Annotated in this window: 20 protein-coding genes; 13 read left to right on the top strand and 7 right to left on the bottom strand. The window is 65.2% G+C overall.

What is annotated here, in order from left to right:
• Positions 1–64: 64 nt before the first annotated feature.
• Positions 65–1,231 (bottom strand): M24 family metallopeptidase, encoded by a 1,167-nt coding sequence (locus tag VSR82_RS26250; RefSeq protein ID WP_429462239.1) that lies wholly within the window; start codon positions 1,229–1,231, stop codon positions 65–67.
• Between the two features lie 186 nt (positions 1,232–1,417).
• Here VSR82_RS26250 and VSR82_RS26245 point away from each other — a divergent pair, with 186 nt between their 5' ends.
• On the top strand, positions 1,418–2,413 hold the full coding sequence (locus tag VSR82_RS26245; RefSeq protein ID WP_429462236.1) for a LysR substrate-binding domain-containing protein: 996 nt from the start codon (positions 1,418–1,420) through the stop codon (positions 2,411–2,413).
• A 117-nt stretch (positions 2,414–2,530) separates the two neighbouring features.
• On the opposite strand, the gene VSR82_RS26240 is transcribed toward VSR82_RS26245, so the two are convergent.
• Positions 2,531–3,970: an aldehyde dehydrogenase family protein gene (locus VSR82_RS26240; protein WP_429462234.1), complete on the bottom strand. Its 1,440-nt coding sequence runs from the start codon at positions 3,968–3,970 to the stop codon at positions 2,531–2,533.
• Positions 3,967–4,908 carry a LysR family transcriptional regulator gene (locus VSR82_RS26235; RefSeq protein WP_429462232.1) on the bottom strand — a complete coding sequence of 314 codons (942 nt, stop codon included), beginning with the start codon at positions 4,906–4,908 and terminating at the stop codon, positions 3,967–3,969. The genes VSR82_RS26240 and VSR82_RS26235 overlap by 4 nt, the downstream gene beginning before the upstream one ends.
• A gap of 278 nt (positions 4,909–5,186) precedes the next feature.
• Between VSR82_RS26235 and VSR82_RS26230 the strand changes: the two genes are divergently transcribed.
• From VSR82_RS26230 to VSR82_RS26185, 10 genes are all read left to right on the top strand, one after another.
• Positions 5,187–6,680, top strand: coding sequence for a UbiD family decarboxylase (locus VSR82_RS26230; RefSeq protein WP_429462230.1), 1,494 nt, complete (start codon positions 5,187–5,189; stop codon positions 6,678–6,680).
• Positions 6,673–7,287 carry a UbiX family flavin prenyltransferase gene (locus VSR82_RS26225; RefSeq protein ID WP_013093433.1) on the top strand — a complete coding sequence of 205 codons (615 nt, stop codon included), beginning with the start codon at positions 6,673–6,675 and terminating at the stop codon, positions 7,285–7,287. The genes VSR82_RS26230 and VSR82_RS26225 overlap by 8 nt, the downstream gene beginning before the upstream one ends.
• 4 nt (positions 7,288–7,291) lie before the next feature.
• Complete coding sequence (locus VSR82_RS26220; RefSeq protein WP_429462227.1) at positions 7,292–10,333, top strand: xanthine dehydrogenase family protein molybdopterin-binding subunit; 3,042 nt, start codon at positions 7,292–7,294, stop codon at positions 10,331–10,333.
• On the top strand, positions 10,330–11,151 hold the full coding sequence (locus VSR82_RS26215; RefSeq protein ID WP_129961536.1) for an FAD binding domain-containing protein: 822 nt from the start codon (positions 10,330–10,332) through the stop codon (positions 11,149–11,151). Before VSR82_RS26220 ends, VSR82_RS26215 begins: the two co-directional genes overlap by 4 nt.
• Positions 11,148–11,684, top strand: a complete 537-nt coding sequence (locus VSR82_RS26210) for a (2Fe-2S)-binding protein (RefSeq protein ID WP_498858219.1) — start codon at positions 11,148–11,150, stop codon at positions 11,682–11,684. The genes VSR82_RS26215 and VSR82_RS26210 overlap by 4 nt, the downstream gene beginning before the upstream one ends.
• Entirely contained in the window at positions 11,677–13,251 is a 1,575-nt protein-coding gene (locus tag VSR82_RS26205; RefSeq protein WP_498858218.1) for an AMP-binding protein, read from the top strand. Before VSR82_RS26210 ends, VSR82_RS26205 begins: the two co-directional genes overlap by 8 nt.
• A 4-nt stretch (positions 13,252–13,255) precedes the next feature.
• Positions 13,256–14,062 (top strand): enoyl-CoA hydratase/isomerase family protein, encoded by an 807-nt coding sequence (locus tag VSR82_RS26200; protein ID WP_176122116.1) that lies wholly within the window; start codon positions 13,256–13,258, stop codon positions 14,060–14,062.
• Positions 14,063–14,107: 45 nt separating this feature from the next.
• Positions 14,108–15,829, top strand: a complete 1,722-nt coding sequence (locus VSR82_RS26195) for a GMC family oxidoreductase (protein WP_429463594.1) — start codon at positions 14,108–14,110, stop codon at positions 15,827–15,829.
• Positions 15,830–15,895: 66 nt separating this feature from the next.
• On the top strand, positions 15,896–17,272 hold the full coding sequence (locus VSR82_RS26190) for an MFS transporter (protein ID WP_429463592.1): 1,377 nt from the start codon (positions 15,896–15,898) through the stop codon (positions 17,270–17,272).
• A gap of 62 nt (positions 17,273–17,334) precedes the next feature.
• Positions 17,335–18,036: a sterol desaturase family protein gene (locus VSR82_RS26185; protein WP_176368557.1), complete on the top strand. Its 702-nt coding sequence runs from the start codon at positions 17,335–17,337 to the stop codon at positions 18,034–18,036.
• On the opposite strand, the gene VSR82_RS26180 is transcribed toward VSR82_RS26185, so the two are convergent.
• Entirely contained in the window at positions 18,033–18,953 is a 921-nt protein-coding gene (locus VSR82_RS26180; protein WP_368581584.1) for a LysR family transcriptional regulator, read from the bottom strand. The genes VSR82_RS26185 and VSR82_RS26180 overlap by 4 nt on opposite strands.
• A 289-nt stretch (positions 18,954–19,242) precedes the next feature.
• On the opposite strand from VSR82_RS26180, the gene VSR82_RS26175 reads away from it, so the two are divergent.
• Positions 19,243–20,829, top strand: coding sequence for a gamma-glutamyltransferase family protein (locus VSR82_RS26175; RefSeq protein WP_498858217.1), 1,587 nt, complete (start codon positions 19,243–19,245; stop codon positions 20,827–20,829).
• Positions 20,830–21,010: 181 nt separating this feature from the next.
• Here the strand turns inward: VSR82_RS26175 and VSR82_RS26170 are convergent, their stop codons facing one another.
• The 3 genes from VSR82_RS26170 to VSR82_RS26160 are packed head-to-tail and all read right to left on the bottom strand — an operon-like array spanning position 21,011 to position 23,308.
• A complete protein-coding gene (locus tag VSR82_RS26170; protein WP_429463589.1) occupies positions 21,011–21,601 on the bottom strand; it encodes a flavin reductase family protein in 591 nt (196 codons plus the stop codon).
• Positions 21,591–22,346 carry a GntR family transcriptional regulator gene (locus VSR82_RS26165; protein ID WP_429463587.1) on the bottom strand — a complete coding sequence of 252 codons (756 nt, stop codon included), beginning with the start codon at positions 22,344–22,346 and terminating at the stop codon, positions 21,591–21,593. The genes VSR82_RS26170 and VSR82_RS26165 overlap by 11 nt, the downstream gene beginning before the upstream one ends.
• A complete protein-coding gene (locus VSR82_RS26160) occupies positions 22,343–23,308 on the bottom strand; it encodes a polysaccharide deacetylase family protein (protein WP_410848474.1) in 966 nt (321 codons plus the stop codon). The genes VSR82_RS26165 and VSR82_RS26160 overlap by 4 nt, the downstream gene beginning before the upstream one ends.
• Positions 23,309–23,630: 322 nt before the next feature.
• Between VSR82_RS26160 and VSR82_RS26155 the strand changes: the two genes are divergently transcribed.
• Positions 23,631–24,689, top strand: a complete 1,059-nt coding sequence (locus tag VSR82_RS26155) for an ABC transporter ATP-binding protein (protein ID WP_498858216.1) — start codon at positions 23,631–23,633, stop codon at positions 24,687–24,689.
• The last annotated feature ends 46 nt before the right edge of the window (positions 24,690–24,735 follow it).

Here is a 24,735-nt window from a genome sequence, read left to right as displayed (position 1 = left end):
TGTTTTGAACTGCTGCGTGTCGGCGGCGCGGGGCCGCCCGCACGTTACGATCAGTTCACTGTGCTCACCAGTGCAGTTCCATCGGGAAATGGTCGAGCGTTTCGACGCCGCCCGAAGTCAACCGCACGATACGTTCCGTGCGCAGGCCGCCGACGTTCGGCACCGTGATCGTCGCCTTCAGCGTAAAGACCATGTTTTCCTGCAGCACGGTCCTGTTGCCCGGCCCGATCCACGGCGCTTCTTCTTCCGGGTCCATGCCGGTGCCGTGACCGGTGCCATGGCCGCGCGCTTCGCTCGAGTATTGCTCGTAGTTCGACTTCACCAGCGCCTGCTGGATCACCGCGTTCAACTCCATGGCCGCCATGCCGGGACGCGCGGCGGCCAGCCCCGCTTCGACCGCGCGCGCCGCTGCCGCGACGATCGCCATCTTCTCTGGATTCGCCGGACCGTAGGTAAAACCGCGTCCGCCGTCGGCCACGTACCCACGATAACGCGCACCGATGTCGGTCATGATGAGGTCGCCCGGTTGCAGGATGCGGTCGGTGGGGCGCGCCAGGTTATACGCCGAGCGCGGACCGGATTGCACCATCGAATCGAACGCGGTCCGGTCCGCGCCTCCCGCGAGCATCGCGCGGTCGGCGATTAAAGCGAGTTCGCGCTCGGTGTAGGGACGGCCCTCGGCGAGCGCGTCGCGAATCGCGGCCATCGCCGAATCGGTCAAGGCCGCGGCTTTGCGCATCAGCGCGACCTCGGGCTCGCTCTTGATCGCCTTGATTTCGGCCAGCACCATCGTCGGTTCGAGCTTCAGTTCGCCGAGACCGGCGTTCAGGCGCTGCAACAGGTCCGCGGGGATATAGGCGGCGCCAGCGAGGCCGACCGTGCCGCTGCGGTGCCGCGCAGAAAAGGCCTGCACCTGTTGCGTGACTTCACGCAGACTGCGCACCTCGAAGGCGGTCACGCTCGTCGCGTAATCGAAGCATTGATCCGACACGAACAGCACGGGGTCGCCGTCCACCGGCAGCAGCAGGATCGCATTGGCAATGTCCGATACGCCGTCGAGCGGGCGGAACTCGGTGAAGTAGCCGATGTTCGCGCCACGCCAGCAATCGCCGAATGCAAGCAGGCCGACCAGGCCCGCCTTGTCGAGCGCGCTGCGGACCTTGGCGACGCGGCCGAGGAATTCGTCGGTGGTGATGCCTTCCGGCGGGATGTCTGCAGTACGGATGTTCATTACCTCTTCGCCTCCTGTGCGGCTGCATGCGCGGATGCTGGATGCAGCCGGTCTCGATGCCCATGATGGGAAACCGCCCGCCTTGAAATGCAGGGCGACTGCTGCATAGTAGGATTGTTCGATATGCTTTTATAATGAAAAATAACGCAAGATCTATATCGATACGGAATACGTGGAGGCGACATCGTGAGCTCGGCACTTCATCCGGTCGACGGCGCGGGGGCCATCGCGCCGGGCCGCTTCGACCCCTCGCGCCTGAAGACGCGCCAATTGGCCCTGATCGTTCAGCTCGACACGCATCGCTCGGTATTGCGCGCGGCGGACGCCACGCACATGACCCAACCCGGGGCGACCAAGTTGCTGCGGGAACTGGAAGAGACGATGGGTGTGCCATTGTTCGAACGCCATCCGCGCGGTGTCGAGCCCACCTGGTACGGCGAGGTGCTGATCCGCCATGCGCGCAGCGTGCTGGCGGAGTTGCAGCACGCGTACGACGAAGTGTCCGCGCTCAAAGCCGGCCTGACCGGGCAGGCGATGATCGGCACCGAGGTCACGGCGGCCACCAACGTCGTGCCGCAGGCCGTGGCGCTACTCAAGAAGCGCTTTCCGCAGATTCGCGTCAACATCGAGATGGAGTTCAGCGAGGTGCTGGTGCAGCGTTTGCAGGAAGGCAAGCTGGATATGATCGTCGCGCGAATCCGCAAGCCGGACGATCTGACGGAACTGCACTACGCCCCGCTCGCGGAAGCTCAGCATGCGCTGTTCGCGCGCGTTGGCCATCCGCTCGCCAGGCGTAAGGCTCTCAGTTGGAACGAACTGGCGCCGCAAACCTGGATCCTGCCGCCCAAGGGCAACGTGATGCGCAATCAGTTCACGCAACTTTTTCTCGAACGGCAGCTCGCGTTGCCGACGGATGTGGTGGAGAGCTCATCGCTGCCTGTCATTACGAGTCTGCTGCAGATCAGCGATATGATCGCGCCGCTTGCGCGCGAGCCGGTGCGGCCGTATTGCATTGCCGGCGCGCTCGAACCGTTGCCGTTCGAGCTCGATCTGAAGCTCGGGCCGGCGGGCATCGTCACACGGCGCGGGGACCGGCTCTCACCGGGTGCGCGGGCGATGCTGCAAGCGCTGCGCGAGGCCGCCGGATTCGATACCGGAGCCCCCGACGCCGACAACGACTGACTTACCTCGACGGGACTCAGCGCAGGCCGTCCACCGCGAAGGTGCGCGTGGCGGTCGATTTCCTGCGCCAGCAGTTAAGCGATGGACCGCTCGCCTTACGGCGCCTGTCCCTGCCCTTCACCGCAACGGCGCGATGCCTTCCGCCACGCCGGCCGGCATGCAGATGTGCTTCAACTCGGTGAAGTCCGCCAGCGCATCGTAGCCGTGCAGCCGACCCAGTCCGCTTTGGCGATACCCGCCCGTTTCGGCTTCGGCGAAAAGCTTGTTGTGGTCGTTGATCCACACCGTGCCGTTGCGCAGCGCACGCGCGACGCGCAATGCGCGCGCTCCGTCGTGCGTCCATACGCTCGCCGAGAGACCGAAGACCGTGTCGTTGGCTTTCTCGATCGCTTCCATTTCGTTCTCAAAGACCTCCAGCGTGACGAACGGGCCAAAGATCTCGTCCTGACAAAAGAACGCCTTCGGATCGTCATGCTCGACGAGCGTCGGCGACAGAAACGCGTACCCCGAGCGAGTGCCTCGCAGCAGCACACGCTCGGCCGTGTCACACGCGCGCTCGATCGTCCGTGCCACCGCATCGCGCGTGGTGCCGTCGATGAGCGCGCCGATATCCGTCGCCGGATCGATGCCCGGTCCGACCCGCAGCGACGCAAGCGCCGACGCGAGGTGCTCGCGCATTTGCGCAGCGCGCGACGCATGAACCAGCACCCGGCGCGCCGCCGTGCATTGCTGCCCGGAGATGATCGTCGCGGCGCGCGCGAGACGCGGCGCGATCGCCGCGATATCGGCATCGTCGAAGACGACGCAGCATGACTTGCCGCCAAGTTCGAGCGACAGCTTCTTCATGCTGTCGGCAGCGGCCGCCATGATCTTCTTGCCCGTCGCCGTCGATCCCGTGAAGCTCACCACGTCGACGCCGTGCGAATCGACGAGCCGCTGGCTGGCCGCGTATCCCCGTTCGTTGACGAGGTTCACCGCGCCTTCAGGCAACGCCGTGTGTTCGAAGCAGCGCAGCATCGCGGCCGTGAGCAGCGACGTTTGCGCCGCCGGTTTGACGATCGCCGTGCAGCCGGCCGCGAGAGCGGGCGCGAGCGAGCGCACGAGCAGCACGGCGGGCGCATTCCAAGGCACGATGACCGCCGCAACGCCAGCCGCTTCGCGCAGCATCGTCGATATCGTGCCCGGTTCCGGTTCGAGCACGTGCCCGGCAATATGGCGCGCGAGCCCCGCGTAATAGCGCACCTCCGATATCGCGCCGGCAATCTCGCCGCGCGATTGCGCGATCGCCTTGCCGTTTTCGCGCGTGAGCAGCGTCGCGAGCATGTCGCGTTCGGCTTCGAGCGCCGAAGCCCAGCCGAGCAGCACGTCCTGGCGCAAGCGCGCGTCCTGCGCCCATGTCGTGCGATCGAACGCGTGGCGAGCGGCGGCGATGGCGGCATCGGCTTCGCTCGATCCGCCGTCGGCGAACCGGCCGATGGCCTCGCCCGTCGCGGGATCCATGCTGTCGATGTTGGGCGTTCCGGTCCATTCGCCGGCAATCCAGTGTCGTGCGTTCATGAAGATCGTTCCTTGATGGTGTGTGAGGGCTCGTCGCCCGACAGGCTCGACGCGCGGTGCAACTCGTCGCCGATGATCCCGATCAGTGCTTCGGCCGCCGCGCTCAACGGGCGGCGCGGATGATTCACGCAGACGATGTGCCGCACGATGCGAGGCGCCAGAATCGGGTACGCGCGCAACGTGCCGTGCCGCGCGGCGCGCTCGACGACGATGCGCGGCAAAATCGTCGCAAAGCGCGTGTGCTCGACGAGCTTGAGAATCGTCGAAAGCACGTCGATCTCGAAGCGCGGCGCAAGCAGCACGTCCTCGTGTTGCGCGGCGCTGTCGAGCACGCCGCGCAGGCCGTGACGTTTGGTGGGCAGCACGAGTTCCAGTTCCGGCAATTGCGCGAGTTCGATCGCATGCGGCAAGTCGGGGCCATGCGCGGCGCTGGTGGCTAGCACCATCTCTTCGTCGAGCAGCGGGCGCGAGTCGAGCGACAAGCGCGCGCGCGGCTTGTTGATGAGGGCGGCATCGAGCTGCCCGCCCGCCACCCAGTCGATGAAGGTCGCGCTGTAGCCATCGGCGACGGTGACTTCGACATCGGGGTAACGCGCGTGAAAGCGCGACAGCGAATCCGCGAGCACGCTTTCCGTCACCGATGCGATCAGCCCGATGCCGACATGCCCCGTCACCACTTCATCGCGCTGCACGAGTTGCTGCCGTGCGTGGGCAAGGTCACGCACGATCGGTAAAAACAGGCGGTACATCAGCCGTCCGGCGGCGGTCGGCGCCATGCCGTGCGCGCCGCGCTCGAACAGCTGTTGATGCAGTTCGTCCTCGAGCTTGGCGATCTGCATGCTCAGGGCCGGTTGCACGATGTTCAGCCGCTTCGCGGCACGGGTGACCGAGCCGTCCTCGAATAGTGCGATGAAGTACTGGATTTGCTTGAGGTCCATGTTCCCTCACGGCATCAGCGATGCTAATGGGGCGTGGTGACATTATCACCCTGCGTTCATCGACGGTGCAGGGCCCCTTTTGGTAGTGCGCCCTGCAGTACGGGCGTGCGTGAGCGGTCTATTGATACGTAACCGTAAGACCGCTGTCATCCGGGCTAACACCGATATAACGACGAATGATTCGTCGCATCAGTAAACAGTATTAGATGTTATGGCGCGATCTCGCTACGCTTCATCCCATGCGCTTGCTACGGTAGCGCGCACAGATGGAGACGCTGATGAACACACGCGATGCCGCAACGCACGGCAATCCCTCATTCACCTGGGCACGAGATCACGCCGACACCGGCTCGCTGTCGCTGCGCGACTGGCTCGCGCATCTCGCGAAAACCGGCCGCGTCGCGACGATCGACAAGCCCGTCGCGCTCGAGCACGAACTCGCCGCCATTGCAAAGCGCCTCGACGGCGAACAAGCTGCGTTTTTCACGCAGCCGCACGGACATGGGATTCCCGTCGTGAGCGGCTTCATGTCGAAGCGCGCGTGGATCGCCGAAGCGATGGGCGTCGATGAATCGGCGTTGCTCGCGCGTTTTTCCGCTGCGGCCGCGGCGCCGCTCGCATCGAAACTGATTCAACGTGAAGACGCGCCCTGTCAGCAGGTGGTGCATACGAGCGGCATCGATCTCCACGCCCTGCTGCCCATTCCCACGCACAGCGAACACGACAACGGCCCGTACATCACCGCCGGTCTCGTGATCGCGAGCAATCCGCGCACCGGCCTGCAGAACGTCTCGATCAACCGCATTCAGGTGCACGGCCCCGATCGCATGGCGATCCTGCTGCTGCCGCGTCATCTCTACGCGTTCCAGCGCGACGCGGAAGCCGCGGGCGATGCGCTCGACGTCGCCATCGCGATCGGCGTCGATCCCCTGACGATGCTCGCGTCGCAAGCGATCACGCCGATCGATCACGACGAACTCGAAATCGCAGGCGCGCTGCACGGTGCGCCGCTGCCTGTCGCGCGGTGCGTGACGAACGGCGTGCACGTGCCGGCGTTCGCGGAGATCGTCATCGAAGGGCGCATTCTGCCGAACGTGCGCGAGCCGGAAGGTCCGTTCGGCGAATTTCCCAAGTACTACAGCGCGAAGGAAGCACGCGAAGTCATCGAAGTGACGGCCGTCACGCATCGGCGCGATCCGATCTTTCATACGATCGTGCCCGCCGAAATGGAGCATCTGCTGCTCGGCGCGATTCCGCGTGAAGCCACGTTGCTCGCGCATCTTCAGCGCAGTCATCCCGCCGTGAAAGACGTGCATCTGTCGGTGGGCGGCGTGTGCCGCTATCACCTGTGGGTGCAATTCGACAAGAAGCGCGAAGGCGAAGCGAAGAACGTCATTCTGTGCGCGTTCGGCGCGCATTACGACATCAAGCAGGTCGTCGTCGTCGATACCGATGTGAACGTGCACGATCCCGCCGAAATCGAATGGGCCATCGCGACGCGCTTCCAGGCCGACCGCGATCTCGTCGTGATAGCAGGCGCGCAAGGCTCGCCGCTCGATCCGTCGACGACGGTCGGTCAGCCCGACGATGCGCCGTCGCATCTGCAAGGCGTCAGCGCGAAGATGGGTCTCGATGCGACGCGCCCCGTCGTCTACCCCGCGCATGTGTTCACCCGCGTGCGCATACCGGGGCAGGACACGGTCGACCTGCAAGCACTCGTCGCCGCCGACAACAGCGCGTTCGACGCCTATCTGTCACGCGATCATGGCTGAACGAAAGAAACGCATCGTCGTCGGCATTTCGGGCGCAAGCGGCGCGGTGATCGGCGTGCGTTTGCTCGCCGCCTTGCGCCGGCTCGGCACGCACGAAACGCATCTGATCGTGTCGTCGTCGGGCGCGGTGACGGCCGCCCAGGAACTCGGCCTCGCGCGCGGTGACCTCGAAGCCGCTGCCGATGTCGTGCACAACGTGCGTGATATCGGCGCGGCCGTGGCAAGCGGATCGTTTCTGACCGAAGGCATGGTGATCGCGCCATGCTCGATGAAAACGCTCGCGGGCGTCGCGAACGGCTTCGCGGACAACCTGCTGACGCGCGCCGCCGATGTGATGCTCAAGGAGCGCCGCCGCCTCGTGCTGGTCGCGCGCGAAACCCCGCTCAATCTCGCGCATCTGCGCAACATGACGCTCGCCACGCAAATGGGCGCGATCGTGATGCCGCCGGTGCCCGCGTTCTACGCGCATCCGCAGACTATCGACGACGTGGTCGACCACACTGTCGGGCGCATTCTCGATCTGTTCGAGATCGAGCACGACGAGATTGCGCGCCGCTGGAGCGGTCTAGCCGATGAATTCGGCGGCCGCGCCGCACGTGAGGAGTAAGGTCATGAATCAGCGCGAAACCGCATTCGCCGACATGGACGCGCGCGTCGCCGGCAACGAGGCGCGCGAAGCGAGCGCACCGCAGCGTCACATCGGACGCTCGATCGAGCGCCTCGAAGACCCGGCGATCCTGACGGGCCGTGGCCGCTATGGCGACGACATCGCCGTCAAGCCGGGCACGCTGCACGCCGCGATTCTGCGTTCGCCGCACGCGCACGCGGACATCCTGTCGATCGATACGCAAGCCGCGTCGAAACTCGCGGGCGTGCGTGCCGTGCTCACGCGCGACGATTTGCGTCCGTGGTCGCGACCGTTCGTCGTCGGCTTGAAATCGCCGATGGAACAGTGGGCGCTCGCGATGGACCGTGTGCGCTACGTCGGCGAGCCGGTCGCGGTCGTGATGGCCGAATCGCGTGCGCTCGCGGAAGACGCGCTCGATCTCATCAAGGTCGACTACGCGATGCTCGATCCCGTGACGTCGATCGAACAGGCCGCGAAGGACGACGCGCCGGTGCTGCACGAACGCGTCGGCAGCAACGTCATCAGCGACCGGCATTTCCGCTACGGCGAGCCCGAAGCGGCCTTCGAGCGCGCGCCGCATCGCGTGAAGCTGGTCGCGCATTATCCGCGCAACACCTGCGCGCCGATCGAGTGCGGCGTGGTCATCGCCGAGTATCTTTCGGGCGAAGAAGGCTACGACGTCACGTCCAATTTCATGGGGCCGTTCTCGCTGCACGCCGTCATGGCGATGGCGTTGAACGTGCCTGCCAATCGGCTGCGTCATAAGGCCCCGCGCGATTCCGGCGGCAGCTTCGGCGTGAAGCAGGCGGTGTTTCCGTATGTCGTGCTGATGTGCCTCGCGTCGCGCAAGGCCGGCGCGCCGGTGAAGTGGGTCGAGGATCGGCTCGAACACTTGAGCGCGGCGACATCGGCGACGGCGCGTGTTTCAACCATAGAAGCGGCGGTCGAAGCCGATGGCCGGATCGTCGCGCTGTCTTACGATCAGTTGGAAGACGTCGGCGGCTACGTGCGCGCGCCCGAGCCGGCGACGTTCTACCGGATGCACGGCTGCCTGACGGGCGCGTACGCGATCCCGAATCTGCTCGTGCGCAATCGCGTCGTGCTGACGAATAAGACGCCGACGGGGCTCGTGCGCGGCTTCGGCGGCCCGCAGGTGTACTTCGCGCTGGAGCGGCTGATCCAGCGCATCGCGATCGAACTGAAGCTCGATGTGCTCGACGTGTATCGCCGCAACTTCGTTCCCGCCGATGCGTTCCCGTATCGCGCAGCGGCGGGCGCCCTGCTCGATTCGGGCAACTATCAGGAAGCGCTGCGCCGTTCACTCGACGAAGGCGGATACCGGGAACTCGTTGCGCGCCGCGACGCCGCGCGCAACGAAGGGCGGCTGTATGGCATCGGCTTCGCGGCGATCGTCGAGCCGTCGGTATCGAACATGGGCTACATCACGACCGTGATGCCCGCCGACGCACGCAGGAAAGCCGGGCCGAAGAACGGCGCGATCGCGAGCGCGACCGTCAGCGTCGATCTGCTCGGCGGCGTGGTCGTCACGATCGCATCGACGCCCGCGGGCCAGGGCCACATGACCGTGTGCGCGCAAGTCGTCGCCGATGTGCTCGGGCTCGATCCGAAGGACATCGTCGTCAACGTCGAATTCGATACGCACAAGGACGCCTGGTCCGTCGCGGCAGGCAATTATTCGAGCCGCTTCGCGGGCGCGGTGGCGGGCACGGTGCATCTCGCCGCGACGCGCGTGCGCGACAAGCTCGCGCGCGTGCTCGCGAAGCAATTCAACTGCGCGCCCGGCGACGTGCGCTTCGAACGCGCGCGCGTCTTTCCGCACGACGCCGAAGACCGCGCGCTGCCGTTCGCGCGTGCCGCGAGCAATGCGCCGCACTGGGCGCCCGCGCTCCTGCCCGAAGGCGAAGAGCCGGGCCTGCGCGAAACCGTGTTCTGGTCGCCGCCGCACATGGATGCGCCCGACGAACAGGACCGCATCAATACCTCGGCGGCATACGGCTTCGCGTTCGACATGTGCGGGGTCGAAGTGGATCGCGCGACGGGACGCGTGCGCATCGACCGGTATGTGACCGTGCACGACGCCGGCACCCTCCTCAATCCCGCACTCGCCGATGGCCAGATTCGCGGCGCGTTCGCGCAAGGCCTCGGCGCGGCGCTGATGGAAGAGTTCCGCTACGGCGCGGACGGCAGCTTCCAGTCCGGCACGCTCGCCGACTATCTGATGCCGACCACCTGCGAAGTGCCCGATCCGCTGATCGTGCATCTGGAGACGCCTTCGCCTTTCACGCCGCTGGGCGCGAAGGGTCTCGGCGAAGGCAACAACATGAGCACGCCGCCGTGCATCGCGAATGCGGTGGCGGACGCGCTTGGCGTCGAAGACATTCGCCTGCCGCTCACGCCGCCCAGAGTGATGGCGATGATCGGCATGGACGATCCCGAACCGTCGCGGCCGGAATATCGCGAAGCGCCCGCCGCGAAGCCGGCGACGCCAGGCGGCGGTCGCGCACTGACGGCGCAGGGCGCGGTCGACCTGCCCGCGACACCCGAAGCCGTGTTCGCCGTGCTGCTCGATCCGAAGGCACTCGCTAACGTCATTCCCGGCTGTCACGCGCTCGAAGAGACGGCGCCGAACCAGTATCGCGCTGACGTGACCGTCGGCGTCGGCATGATCAAGGCGCGTTTCGAGGCGCGTATCGGCTTGTCGGAGATCGATGCGCCGCGCCGCCTGCGACTCGCCGGCGCGGGAATCTCGCCGCTCGGCAGCGCGCGCGGCAGCGGTCTCGTCGAACTGACGCCGCAAGGCAGCGGCACGCGGCTGACGTACGACTACGAAGCACAGGTGTCAGGCAAGGTTGCGGCGGTCGGCGGCCGGATGCTCGAAGGCGCGGCGAAGGTCGTGCTCAAGCAGTTGTTCGAATCGCTCGGACGGCAGGCGGCGGGCAAGCCCGTGCAAGCGCACGGATCGTGGATCGCAAGACTCCTTGCACGTTTCAGGAGACACGCATGAAGCCCGCACCATTCGATTACCTGCGCGCGATGACCGCGCAAGACGCGCTCGACGCGCTCACGCAATACGGCGAAGACGCCCGCGTGCTGGCGGGCGGCCAGTCGCTGATGGCCGTGCTCAATATGCGGCTCGCGCAGCCTAAGGTGCTCGTCGATATCTCGCGCACCGCCGAACTCGATGCCGTGCGCGTGGACAAGCAGGCGGGGCGTCTCGTGGTGAACGCCGCGGCGACGCAAGGCAGCGTCGAATGGCGCAGCACGCTCACCGACGAAGCGCCGCTGCTCGCGATGGCCTTCCCGCACATCTCGCACTTTCAGATTCGCAATCGCGGCACCGTGTGCGGATCGATCGCGCATGCGGACCCGAGCGCGGAGTTGCCGCTCGTGCTTGCGGCGCTCGGCGGCGACGTGATGCTGCGCTCGCGAAAGAGGCGCCGCACGCTCGCGGCGCAGGACTTCTTTCAGGGAATGCTGATGACCGCGCGCGAGCCCGACGAACTCGTCGAAGCCGTGCGCTTCCCGCTGCGCAAGGAAGGCGAGCGCTACGCGTTCGCCGAATTTTCCGCGCGGCACGGCGACTTCGCGATCGTCGCGTGCGCGGCCGTGGTCACCGACGAGTCGATCCGCATTGCTGTCGGCGGCGTCGCCGACCGGCCGGTGACGGAGCAATGGCCGCGTCTGCGGGGCGACGACCTGCGCGGCGCACTGAACGATTTGAGCTGGAAACTGAACGCGCAGGACGATGCGCAGATCAGCGCGGCATATCGCCGGAATCTGGTCCGGCAACTCGGATGGCGCGTGATCGAGGAGGCGAAGTGAGCAAGATGTCGGACACCATCATGCGGCACGGCGAAGTGCGGCGCATCGCGCTGACGCTGAACGGCCGCGAACGAAGCGGCTATTGCGAGCCGCGCGAACTGCTGTCGGACTTCATCCGGCACGAACTGGGCGCGACGGGCACGCACGTCGGCTGCGAACACGGCGTGTGCGGCGCATGTACCGTGCAGGTCGATGGCGTCGCGGCGCGCTCGTGCCTGATGCTCGCGGTGCAGGCCGACGGTCGGCATATCGATACCGTCGAAGGCCTTGCGCCCGATCAGACGCTTGGCGACCTGCAGCAGGCGTTCCAGCGGCATCACGCGCTGCAATGCGGCTTTTGCACGGCGGGCATTCTGATGTCGTGCGCGGATTATCTGCGGCGCGTGCCCGATCCTTCCGAAGAGCAGGTGCGCGAGATGCTCTCGGGTCATATCTGCCGCTGTACGGGCTACACGCCCATCGTGGCCGCGGTGCTCGACGTGGCGGCGCGCCGCCGGGCCGAGGCAAGCGCGAAGGAGGCCGAACATGCTTGATCTCGGACGTACGTTCCTGCAAAGCGTCGAGCGCAGTCCGAACGCGCTCGCGCTCGTCGACGGCGATGTGCAACTGACCTACGCGCAGTGGCATCGCATGATCCTCAATGTCGCCGATGGCCTGCGCGAACTGGGCCTGGAACACGGCGACCGGCTGCTCGTCGTACTGCAAAACCGCTGGGAAATGGCGACGCTGCATTGGGCCGGACAGTTCGCGGGCATCGTGATCGTGCCGCTCAACTGGCGGGCGAAGCCGGAAGAAGTCGACTACTGCGTGACCGACGCGGGGGTGAAGGCGATCGTCTACGAACCCGTCAGCGCGGATTCCGTCGCGCAGAGCGCCGCCGCGCAAAAAGTGCCGCGCGTCGGACTCGACGATGCGCCCGGCCGCACCACCACCTTCGATGCGCTCATCGTCGAACGAACGCGCAGTGCAGAGGTGACCGACACGACGCACGCCACCGCCGACGACATCTCGCTGATCCTCTATACGTCCGGCACGACGGGCAAAGGCAAGGGCGTGCCGCGCCGGCATCGGCATGAACGCGCGGGCGCGCTCGCGCACGTCGCGCAGAACCTCTACAGGCGCGGCGAACGCACGCTCGGCGTGATGCCGCTCTATCACACGATGGGCGTGCGCTCGCTGCTCGCGATGGCGCTCGTCGATGGCCTGTTCGTCTGCGTGCGGCGCTGGAACGCGAAGCTCGCGCTCGATTGCATTTCGAAGCACGCGCTCACCTGCCTCTATCTCGTGCCGACGCTCTATCACGATCTGCTCGCCGACAGCGCGTTCGCGAGCACGGACACGTCGTCGGTCAGAAAGCTCGGCTTCGCCGGCGCACCGATGAACGACGGCCTGCTCAAGCGCCTCTCGGCCGCGTTCGAGCCGGAGCTCTTCGTCAATCACTACGGCTCGTCCGAGGTCTACACGTTCAGCATCGACCAGGACGCGACAAAGAAGCCCGGCAGCGCGGGCCGCGCGGGCATCAATACGCGGCTGCGCGTCGTGAAGCTCGATGCCCTCTCGCCCAACGAGATCGCCGAAGCCGGCGAAGAAGGACAGATCATCGTGGACCTGCTCGGCGACGAAGCCTTCGAAGGCTACTGGAATCGTCCGGACGCGAATGCGAAGTGCCTGCGCGAGGGCTGGTACTTCACCGGGGACACGGGCTATCTCGACCGCGACGGCGATCTGTACGTGACGGGCCGCGTCGACGACATGATCATCAGCGGCGGAGAAAACATCTCACCGGTGGACATCGAATCGGTGCTGTCGCTGCATCCCGCCGTCGATGAAGTCGCGGTCGCGGGCGTCAAGGACGAGCGCTGGGGGCAACGTGTGGTCGCATTCATCAAGCGCCGCGAGTACGTCGATGCCGACTCGCTCGATGCATGGTGCCGTCAGTCGGACCTCGTCAACTTCAAGCGTCCGCGCGATTACGTGTTCGTCGACGACATTCCGAAGTCGCCGGTCGGCAAGATTCTGCGCCGCAAGCTGCAAGCGGGCGAGTACATGCCCGATTCGAACGCCCAGGCCGCGCAACCTACAGAAACCACCAAGGAGTAACACAATGAGTGATCTCAACCATCGCGGCCAGACACTGCTGCAAGACCTCGACGGCTTCTCGGTCGAAATCGACGCGCAGCGCGAGCGCGCGGACATCATCCTGCATCGCCCGCCGTTCAACGTCATTTCGATGCACGCACGCGATCAGTTGCGAGCCGTCTTCGAAGCCCTCGACGAGGACGACCGCGTGCGCGTGATCGTCGTGCGCGCGAAGGGCGAGCATTTTTCGAGCGGCGGCGACATCAAGGGCTTTCTGGAAGCATCGCCGGAACACGTGTCGAAGCTCGCGTGGAATATCGCGGCGCCCGCGCGCTGCTCGAAGCCGGTGATTGCGGCCAATCGCGGCTTCTGCTTCGGCGTGGGCTTCGAATTGTCGCTGGCGTGCGATTTCCGGATCGTCACCGATACGACCTTCTATGCGCTGCCGGAGCAGAAGCTCGGCCAGATTCCCGGCTCGGGCGGCTCGGCGCGTCTGCAGTCGATGGTCGGCATCGGCCGAACGAAGGACATCGTGATGCGCTCGCGCCGCATTCCTGGCGAGCAGGCGTACGAGTGGGGCATCGCGGTCGAATTCGTCGCGGACGCCGAACTCGAAGCGGCGACGGACGCGCTCGTCGACGAACTGCGCGCATTCTCGCCGCTCGCGCAACGCACCGCGAAGAAGCTCTTGAACGATTCGGAAGACGCGCCCTTGTCGATCGCGATCGAACTCGAAGGCCATTGCTATAGCCGTCTGCGCTCGTCGGACGATTTCCGCGAAGGCGTCGAAGCGTTTCATGGCAAGCGCAAGCCGGTGTTTCGCGGCAGCTGATACCTGACACGCCGCGCGGCGGACGAGACAAGAGGAGACAACGCGATGAATCGCTTCGACTACGTGATCGTAGGCGGCGGCTCGGCCGGATGCGTGCTCGCGCATCGACTGTCGGCGGCGCCGTCGGTGCGCGTCGCGCTGATCGAGGCGGGCGCCGATACGCCGCCGGGCGCGGTGCCCGCGGCGATTCTCGACAGCTATCCGATGCCTGTCTTCTGCGGCGACGCGTACATCTGGCCCGATCTGAAAGCGAAGGCCACGCAGCACGCCGCGCCGCGCGTCTACGAGCAGGGCCGCGTGATGGGCGGCGGCTCGAGCATCAACGTGCAGTCGGCCAATCGCGGCCTGCCGCGCGACTACGACGAATGGGCCGCGAACGGCGCCGAAGGCTGGTCATGGCGCGACGTGCTGCCGTACTTTCGCAAGCTCGAACGCGACGTGAACTTTCCCGGCGGCGAATTGCACGGCAGCGACGGACCGGTGCCGATCCGCCGGATCATGCCCAAGGACTGGCCGGCGTTCTGCCATGCATTCGCGAAGGGTTTGCGCGCGAACGGCTTGCCGGAACTTCAGGACCAGAATGGCGAATTCGGCGACGGCTTCTTTCCGGGCGCATTCTCGAACATCGACAACAAGCGCGTGTCGACGGCCATCGCCTATCTCGACGAAGCCACGCGCAAGCGTCCGAACCTCAGCATCTATTCGAATCTGCGCGTCGAACGCATCGTGATGGCAGGCGCGACGGCCCACGGTGTCGTCGCGATCGCGGCGAACGGCGAGCGCGTGGGTTTCGATGCGGGCGAGGTGGTGCTGAGCGCGGGCGCGTTGCAGTCGCCCGCGATGCTGATGCGCGCCGGTATCGGCGATGCTCGCCAACTCGTGGCGATGGGTATTCCGTGTGTGGCCGACGTGCCAGGCGTCGGACGCAATCTGCAGGATCATCCGTCGCTCACCTTCTGTCATTTTCTCGAGCCGCGCTTTCGCATGCCGCTCGCGCGCCGCCGCGCGAGCATGATGGCCGCGCGCATGAGTTCGGGCGTCGCGGGCTGCGACGAGTCGGACCTGTATCTGTCGAGCGCGACGCGCGCCGCGTGGCATGCGCTCGGCAACCGGCTCGGCCTCTTTTTCCTCTGGTGCAATCGGCCGTATTCGCGAGGCCGCGTGCAACTGGCATCGCCCGATGCGGCCGTTGCGCCGCGCGTCGATCTGAATCTGCTCGACGACGAACGCGATTTGCAGCGGCTCGCCGCCGGCGTGCGGATGCTGGCGCGCGTTGTCGACGCATCCGGTCTTGGCCGCGATTCACGTGACTTCTTCCCGGCCGCGTTCTCACCGCGCGTGAAAGCGCTGAGCAAGGTCGGCGAAGGTAATGCGCTTCTGACTTCGATCCTCGGCGTGCTGCTCGATACGCCCGCGCCGCTGCGGCGTCTGCTGATCGAACGCTTCTTCACGCGCGGCCTGCAGATGCCTTCGCTGATCCACGACGAGCGCGCGCTCGCCGATTTCATCCGCGCGAACGTGTTCGGCGTGTGGCACGCGAGCGGCACGTGCCGCATGGGCGGCGCGCTGGACCTCGACGCGGTCACCGATACCGAAGGCCGCGTGCGAGGCACGCGCGGGCTGCGCGTCGTGGATGCATCGCTGATGCCGCGACTGCCATCGGCGAATACGAACATACCGACCATCATGATCGCCGAGAAGATCGCCGATGCGATGGTCGCCCAGCGACGGGCGAGCGTGGCATCGCCGTTCGCCTCCGCGCACTGACGGTTTTTCAACCTCGACAAGAGCGCGCATCCAACAAAGCGCGCCTGTGACACAAAGGAGATGCAAATGTCTGTAGCAGCGCAAGACGGGGCCACCGTGCTTTCGGTCAATCAGCGCCAGGTGATGGGCGCTGTGATGGCTTCATGCTTCGGCTGGGCCCTCGACCTGTTCGACCTGTTCGTATTGCTGTATGTGGCGCCGGTTGTCGGGCGTCTATTCTTTCCGTCCGAACATGCGATGCTCTCGCTCGCGGCGGTGTACGCGTCCTTCGCGGTGACGCTGCTGATGCGCCCGCTCGGTTCCGCGCTGTTCGGCTCCTATGCCGACCGTCATGGCCGCAAGGGTGCGATGATCGTCGCGGTCGTCGGCGTCGGGCTTTCGACGGCGGCCTTCGGCGCGCTGCCGACGGTCGCCCAGGTCGGGCTCGTGGCTCCGGTCCTGTTTCTGCTGCTGCGTCTCGTGCAGGGCGTGTTCGTCGGCGGCGTGGTGGCGTCGACGCATACGATCGGCACCGAATCCGTCGCGCCGAAGTATCGCGGCGCGGTGTCCGGTCTCATCGGTGGGGGTGGGGCCGGGCTCGGCGCGTTGCTCGCATCGCTCACGTATCTGGCGATGTCCGCGGTCTTTCCCGGCGATGCGTTCGACGCCTGGGGCTGGCGTTGCATGTTCTTCACAGGCATCCTGAGTTCGGTGCTCGGTCTCTTCGTGTTCAACGGTCTGGAAGAATCGCCGCTCTGGAAGAAGCTCGCCGCGGAAAAAGCTGCGAAAGCCGCTGAACAGAAGAAGATCGTCAACGCCGATCAGGCGCGCTCGCCGATCCGCACGCTGTTCTCGCGGGAATATCGCGGCGTGCTGTTCGTCAATCTGCTGCTGACTATCGGCGGCGGCAGCGGCTACTACCTCACGTCAGGCTATCTGCCTACCTTCCTGAAAGTCGTGAGTCATGCGCCGAACGGCGCCGCCGCCGCGATCCTGATGATCTGCAGCGTGGCCGTGGTGATCGCTTCGGTCGCGGCAGGGCACGTCAGTACGTTCATCGGACGCAAGGGCGCGTTTATCTGGATCGGCATCATCCGGCTCATCGCGATGCCAGCGCTGTTCCTGCTGCTGCCCACGGCGCAAAGCATCACGATGGTCGGCGTCTACGCGGTGTTGCTTTCCGCGCTCGGCAGCGCCGGCTATGCGCCCGTGCTGATCTTCCTGAACGAACGCTTCCCGACCGCGATCCGCGCGACCGGCACGGGTCTGTCGTGGAACATCGGCTTCGCGATCGGCGGAATGATGCCGACCTTCGTTTCCCTCGTCGCGAAGGACGCGGGTCAGTTGCCGTCGACGCTCGCGATCTTCGTCGGTGCGATCAGCGTGATCTTTCTCGTGGGCGCGTTCGTGGTGCCCGAGACGCTCGGCAAGCTCGAAGGCGGTTGCGCGCGCAGTCGACCCTGAGTCATTGGACGTAACGGCGGACGCCAACCGGCGCACGCCTTTCACTATAGCCGGAGACATCGATGAAATACGAAGAAGACGTTCGTGCGCGTTCCTACAAGTTCCGTGACGAGTATGTCAATGCCACGCCATGGTGGTATCGCGGCGAAATGCACCTCGGCTTCACATTGCTCTTCACCGGCGGCGTGATCGTGTATTGCCTGATGCAGCTTCATGCACCGACGCTTGCCGAATGGCTGGCGGTCATTCCGCTCTTTCTGTTCGGCAACTGGGCGGAATGGGCGGCGCACCGCTACGTGCTGCATCGTCCGACGAAGTATTTCAGCATGATCTATAAGCGCCATTGCGCCGTCCATCACCGGTTCTTCACGCATGTGACGCTTGAATACAAGGGCCACCGTCACTGGCGCGCGCTGCTGTTTCCGCCTTTTGCGCCGGTTGCGTTCGTGCTGGCGGCCGTGCCGTTCGCGCTCGTGATTGGGTTCGTATTCTCCCGCAATGCAGGCTACATTGCGCTGCTCACGATGGCGGCGTACTTTCTGATGTACGAGGGCCTGCATACGCTTTCACACGTCACCGACAGCCCGTTGCTCGACCGCGTTCCACTCGTCAACACAGTGCGGCGCCTGCACGCCACACACCACGATCCCGAAGTGATGGCGACACAGAACTTCAACCTCACGTTCCCGATCTGCGACACGCTGTTCGGCACGCGCAGCGACGTTCCGAGCCGTGCGCGCGAACCGTTGGAACGCGGCCGCTAAGGCGCCTGTTTTCCCACAACGCCCGTCGTCACGCGCTTTATCTCATCAGTGATGATCGTGATGAGCGCCTGGGCGGCCGGTCCGATCGGCCGCTTCGGATGCGTGACCTGAATGATGTGGCGCACGATCGGCGGCGACGCTATCGTGCGTGCGCGCAAGCGCCCTTCCTCCACTTTCGCCTGCACGACGACGCGCGGCAGGATGGTCGCGACACCGCTCTGCTCGACGAACTGCACGATGGTGCTGAGCAGATCGATCTCGAACTTCGGCTTGATGACGACGTCAGCCGCCATCAGCGCGGCATCGAGCGCGCCGCGCAGGCCGTTGCGGCGCGTGGGCAACACGAATTCGATGTCCGACTGCTGCGTGAGATCGATCTCGTCGGGCAGCTTTGGGCCGTGCTCCACGCTCGTCACCAGCACCATTTCCTCCACCAGCAACGGTTCTACGTGGAGCGTCAGCCGTCCGCGCGGCTTGTTGATGATGGCGGCATCGAGCCGGCCCGATTCGACAGCGTCGATCAGTTGCGCGCTGAAGCCATCGGCGACGGAGACTTCGACTTGCGGGAAAAGCGCATCGAATCGGGCGAGCGATTCGGGCAATACGCTCTGCGCCTCCGACGACACCATTCCCAGCGACACGCGGCCCGTCACGATGACATCGCGACGGCTCAGGTGTTCGCGTGCGTGATCGATGTCGCGCATGATCGGCGTGTAAAGGCGGTACATCAACCGTGCGGCTTCGGTCGGCGCCATGCCGTGCGGCCCCCGCTCGAAGAGCTTCTGCCGAATCTCCGTTTCGAGCTTGGCGATCTGCATGCTGAGCGCCGGTTGCGCGATGTTGAGCCGCCTGGCGGCGCGCGTGACGGTGCCTTCTTCGAAAAGCGCGATGAAGTACTGGATCTGCTTCAGTTCCATGGGACAGGCGTATACGTGACGGGCCGACGAAGATAGTACCGCGCACTGTCTTTCATGAGGTGGGCGTCGTATGACTAACCCACGGTATCGAGTCGCTGTTCGCAGCCGAGCGTCCCTATGCGTGCCCGATCCGGCAGCACTTCGCACTGAAACGACATGTGCTGCGTGCTCCTCTCTATCGAGAGCGTTGCAGATCGGCATCGATTTTTTTCGATGCGCTCCGTGAACATATAATCCGTACTCCGACGAGCTCACGCGCGGCTCGTCTCCTGTAACGGAGCAGCGATCGATGCGCGACACGCGACTCGCCGGCCCGACCGGCGGCATGGTCACCAGCCCCCACGCGTTGGCGAGCGAGGCCGGACGCGACGTGTTGCGCGCCGGCGGCAATGCGATCGAAGCGGCTATCGCGATCGGTGCCGCGCTGTGCGTGACGTATCCGCATTTCACAGGACTCGGCGGCGACGCGTTCTGGGTAATCGGCGACCGCGAGGGAACCTTGCGCACGCTGTCGGGCATCGGCCAGGCCCCGGCGCAACTGCCCGCGTTCGACGGCGCGATCCCGTTGCGCGGCGCGGCATCCGCGCTCACCACCGCAGCGACCGTCGATGCATGGCAGCACGCATACGAGATCAGCAAAGGCGCATGGGGCGGCACACAGTCGTGGTCGTCGCTGTTCGACCGCGCGCTCAACTATGCCGGCGACGGCTTTCCCGTCACGCCGTCGCAGCATTTCTGGCAAAGCCTGCGTGTCGGCGAACTGAATACGTTGCCGGGCTTTGCGGCAACCTTCGCTCCGCACGGCAGGATTCCCGCTGTCCACGAGCGTTTCACACAACCGGCGTTGGCAAAGAGCATCGAGCGGATTGCCCGTTTCGGCGCACGCGAGTTTTATGAAGGCGAACTGGCGGAGCGCATCGCGCGCGGTTTGCAGCAGGCCGGTTCGCCGCTCACTTCGAGCGATCTCGCGAGAACGCGCGCGCGCGACGAAGCACCGCTGCGGGTCGCGTATCGCGGCGGCGAACTGGTGAGCCTGCGTCCGCCTACGCAAGGCGTGACGACGCTGCAAATCATGGGCACGCTGGATCGCTTCGACATCGGCGCGATTCGCGAAGGGAGTGCCGATTACTATCACCTGCTGGTGGAAGCGGTGAAGTGCGCGTTCGTCGACCGTGACCGCTTCGTATCGGATCCCGAGTTCAACACCGTGCCCGTCGAGCAGATGCTGTCGCCCGCGACGCTCGACGCCCATGCTCGTTCGATCGACCCACATCGAGCGCGCGAGTGGCCACACGTGTTCCATCCGGGCGACACGGTGTTCATCGGCGCGACGGATAGCCAGGGCCGCAGCGTCAGCGTGCTGCAAACGGTCTACTTCGACTGGGGCAGCGGCGTAGTCGCGGGCGATACCGGCATTCTGTGGCACAACCGCGGCGCGTCGTTCAGCACGCACCCCGCGCATCACAACGCGGTGCAGCCGGGCAAGCGCCCTTTTCATACGCTCAACCCCGGCATGTACCTGAAAGACGGCCGCCCGTACCTGCTGTTCGGCACACAAGGCGCCGACGGTCAGCCGCAAACGCTCGCCGCCATTCTCACGCGGCTGATCGACTACGGGATGGACCCGCTCACCGCACTCGCCCGTCCGCGTTTTCTGCTCGGCAAGACGTTCTCCGACACGCGCGATGCGTTGAAGCTCGAAGAAGACGCAGGCGCCGACGTGTTCGCGGCGCTCGCCGCGCGCGGCCACGAGGTGAGCGCGATCCCGACGCAGAGTCCGCTGGCGGGTCACCCTGGTGTGATACGCATCGATGCGCACGGCGCGGTGTCAGGCGCGCACGATCCGCGCAGCGATGGCCGCGCGCTCACCGTGTGATGGATCGGCGCGTGGGTTCTTTCCCGCGTGCTGGTTCACGCGGGCCGTTCAGGTTCGCCTACGTGGCGGCCTACGCACAAGGTCCAGACGCAGTGATTCGCCAGCTAACGCAAGCGCGTCTATACGCGCGTTGATCGCTGAACGGGCTAACGCTTGTGGTCCATACGCGTCAACGTCAGCGTCAACCCAACGTAAAACGGTCACGCGTCGTCACATAGTCGCTCGCGCCGAAACGGCCCACCGGAAAGTAGTGCTGCAAACGCACGCGCCACGTTTCGGTGTCGATCAACCCGTCGCGCGCATGCAGCCGATGTACGCGGCCAATAAAGATCTGCCGGGTGGTGGTCTCCAGCGTCTCCCATATCGTGCACTCGAACGCAACCGGCGCTTCGGCGATGCGCGGCGGCGCAACGCACGAGCTCGGCACCGGCGTCAAGCCGACCTCGACAAGTTCGCTGATGTTGGGCGGCAGCCTTTCACCGCAGCGATGCATTTCTTCGGCGATCGTCTCGTCGGCGAGATGCACGACGAACTCGCCGGTCCGCACGATGTTGACCGCCGTGTCCTTCAGCGTGCCGTCCGCCGCGCGGTTAATGCTGATCATCACGATCGGCGGTTCTTCGCCGAGCATATTGAACATCGAAAACGGCGCGGCGTTGATCGTACCGTCGGCGCCGAGCGTGGTGACGAGCGCGATCGGACGCGGCACGATCAGGCTCGCCATCAGCTTGTAGCGCTGGTATTCGGTGATCGCTTCGAAATCAATTTCCATGTCGGGCCGCCTGGTTCGTAGTCGCGTGCTCAATGATGCCGAGCAATTGGCCGAGGCTTTTCTCGCCGCGCATTCGCGAGGTTTCAATGCGTTCTTCGAGATCGCGCAGATGCGCTTCCATATGCCCCATTGCGCCCGCCGAGTCGCGCGCCTCGATGCAGTCGACAATCGCAGCATGCTCGGCGTGCTCGCACGGCGCATGCCCCGGCGGCTCGTACACCCCGACGATCAGCGAACAGCGCGATACCAGTTCCTTCAGATAATTCTGCAGGATCGAATTGCCGGCCAGCGCGGCGATGCGCATATGAAAGCCGCTGGCGAGCGTCGCCCACGAAGGCTGGTCGTAGCGGTGCATGGCGTCATGCTCGCTCGCGAGTTGTTGCCGCAGCGCCTTGATGTCCGTCGCACTCGCGCGCTGCACGGCAAGCTCTACCAGCGTCCGTTCGACTGAGCGCCGCGCCTCGAATATCTCGCGCGTTTCCTCGGGCGAGGGCTCGGCGATTACCGCGCCCTTGTTCGGCCGCAATACGACGATGCCGTCATAGGCGAGCTTTTCCAGCACACGACGTACGACCGCGCGGCCCACGCCGAACAGTTGGCACAGTTCGGGCTCCGGTAACTTCGTGCCGGGAATCAAACGATGATTCATCACGCCGTCGAAGATCGACTGATAGATGCGTGCGTTGATATCCGTGTCGTCACCGGCGTTTTTCTTCGCGGTGGCCGCGCCGGCTTTCGCGCTCATGCGACGGCCGGGCGCACGATGCCGGCCCGCTCCAGACCGTCCATATGACTCGCGATCTCGCCAGGAGTGGTGATCCACACATCGCCTCGTGCGCGCGCCGTGGCGATATGTTCGAGCGCGCGGCGCAGATGCCGCAACCGGTATGGCTGTCCGACCAGATACGGATGCAGCGCGATGCCCATCACCAGCGCTTGCGCTTGCGCGCCGCGATTCGCCTGTTCGAGCATCTCGTCGAACTGATCGACGATCATGTCGGCGAACGCGCGGCCGTCCATGTGACGGCCCACCATCATCGGCAGATCGTTGAGTTCCTGCGGATACGGAATCGACCACAGCGGCGCGCCACGCGTGGCCATTCGTACGGGGCGGTCGTCGTGACACCAGTTCAACGTGTAGCGATAGCCGGTCTCGGCCAGCAGATCGGGCGTCAGATGCGACTCCGAAATCCACGGCGACAGCCAGCCTTGCGGCGGCGTACCGGATTCTTCCGCGATCCGTTCGTAGCAATGCAAAAGCAGCTCGCGTTCACCGCTTTCGTCGAGGTCGCTCTGCCGGTGCGCGTTCGTGTGGCCGTGGCCGATCAGTTCATCGCCACGCGCGACGCAAGCCTCGATCAGTTCAGGACAGTGGTCGTAGAGCGCGGTATTGATGAGCGTGCCCGCGGGCAGCGCGAGCTGATCGAACAGTTCAATGCAGCGCCACGCGCCGACGCGATTGCCGTACTCGCGCCAGCTATGGTTCAGCACATCCGGTTGCGGCGAGAGCGGACCGAGTGCCGCACCGAGGCCTTCGCCGAACGCAAAGTGCTCGATGTTGAAGCCAAGATAGACCGCGAGTCCGGTGTCGCCAGGCCAGCGGAACGCGTCACTGTCGGTGATAGGGCGGTAGGCAAAGCGGCCATGCGTGGCAAGCGATTGACGCGCGCGGTTCTCTGCTACGGGCATGTTCCGTGTGTCGTTCATGAGCAAGAAATCGTCGATGTCGAAAAGCGCCACGACACGTAATGGATGAACCCGATTGGTCAGTTCATGCCCCGAGACGGATCGAAGACGCACCGTGATCGCGCAATCCCATCCTTTCTGATCGCAAACGATCGACGCTGCGGATCGTTTGCAATATGTGAGCCAACTCGTAGACGTTAAGCACAACGGTACGTCGGCAATCGCGAGCGTCACAATTCGAAGGATGGCACACGTCTTGCGTTTGCATGGCTTCGCATGGGCGGCGCATTGATTTGACGCGTGCCCCACCCCACTGTTCGCCGTTCACGAGGACACATCCTTCATGATTCAGCCTGCTTCAACGGTGCTCGAAACCAAAGCCGCCGATATCGAACTGGTCCACGTGTCAAAGCAATATGGCGATTCGCTGGCCGTCGACGCGATCGACCTGCGCATCGCCGGCGGCCAGTACTGTTGCCTGCTCGGCCCGTCCGGATGCGGCAAGACCTCGACCTTGCGCATGATCGCCGGTCATGAATCCGTCACTGAAGGTGACATTCTGATCGCGGGCCGCAACGTCACGCGCGCCGAACCCGCCGCGCGCGGCACCGCAATGGTGTTTCAGAACTACGCGCTGTTCCCGCATCTGAGCGCGCTCGACAACGTCGCATTCAGCCTGAAGGTGCGCGGCGTCGCGAAGGACGTGCGGCGCAAGCGCGCCGCCGAACTGCTCGAACTGGTCGCGATGTCCGCGTATGCCGAGCGCAAACCAGCCCAGTTATCCGGCGGCCAGCAGCAACGCGTGGCACTCGCGCGCGCGTTACTGAATCAACCGGGCTGCCTGCTACTCGACGAACCGCTCTCCGCGCTCGACCCGTTTCTGCGCGTGCAGATGCGCGCCGAGCTCAAGCGTTGGCAGAAGGATCTCGACATTACCTTCGTGCATGTCACGCACTCGCAGGAAGAAGCGATGGCGCTGGCCGATCTCGTCGTGGTGATGAGCCATGGCCGTATCGAGCAGAGCGGCACACCGCACGAAGTATTCAACCGTCCGCGTACCGAATTCGTGGCCCGCTTCCTCGGCGGCCATAACGTCTTCAATACGAATGGCCACCTGTTTACCGTGCGCGCCGACCATCTGCGCGTGGTGCCGCACGGCGTCACGCCAGTGCAGAACGCCGGCGGCGAGAGCGGCCTGACACGCATTGGCGGCGTACCCTGCAGGGTCCGTGAAACCGAATACCAGGGCACGCATCTGCGCATGACGCTCGACCCGCTCGACGGCTCGCCCGAATTGATCTCGCTCGTGAGCGACGGCGACTACGACGCGACACGGCTCGGTCCCGACGCGCGCGTGGTGATCTGGTGGAACGAGCGGGACGCGCATCCGCTGGCAGCCTGAGTACTTGCATCGCAGCGGATCGCAATGCAGTGAACCGAACGTCGAA

Source organism: Burkholderia sp. JPY481, assembly GCF_038900515.1.
GTDB classification, from domain to species: Bacteria; Pseudomonadota; Gammaproteobacteria; order Burkholderiales; family Burkholderiaceae; genus Paraburkholderia; species Paraburkholderia youngii.
The sequence above is the reverse complement of the archived record's forward strand: the minus strand, read 5'-3'. Positions and strand labels throughout refer to the sequence as shown.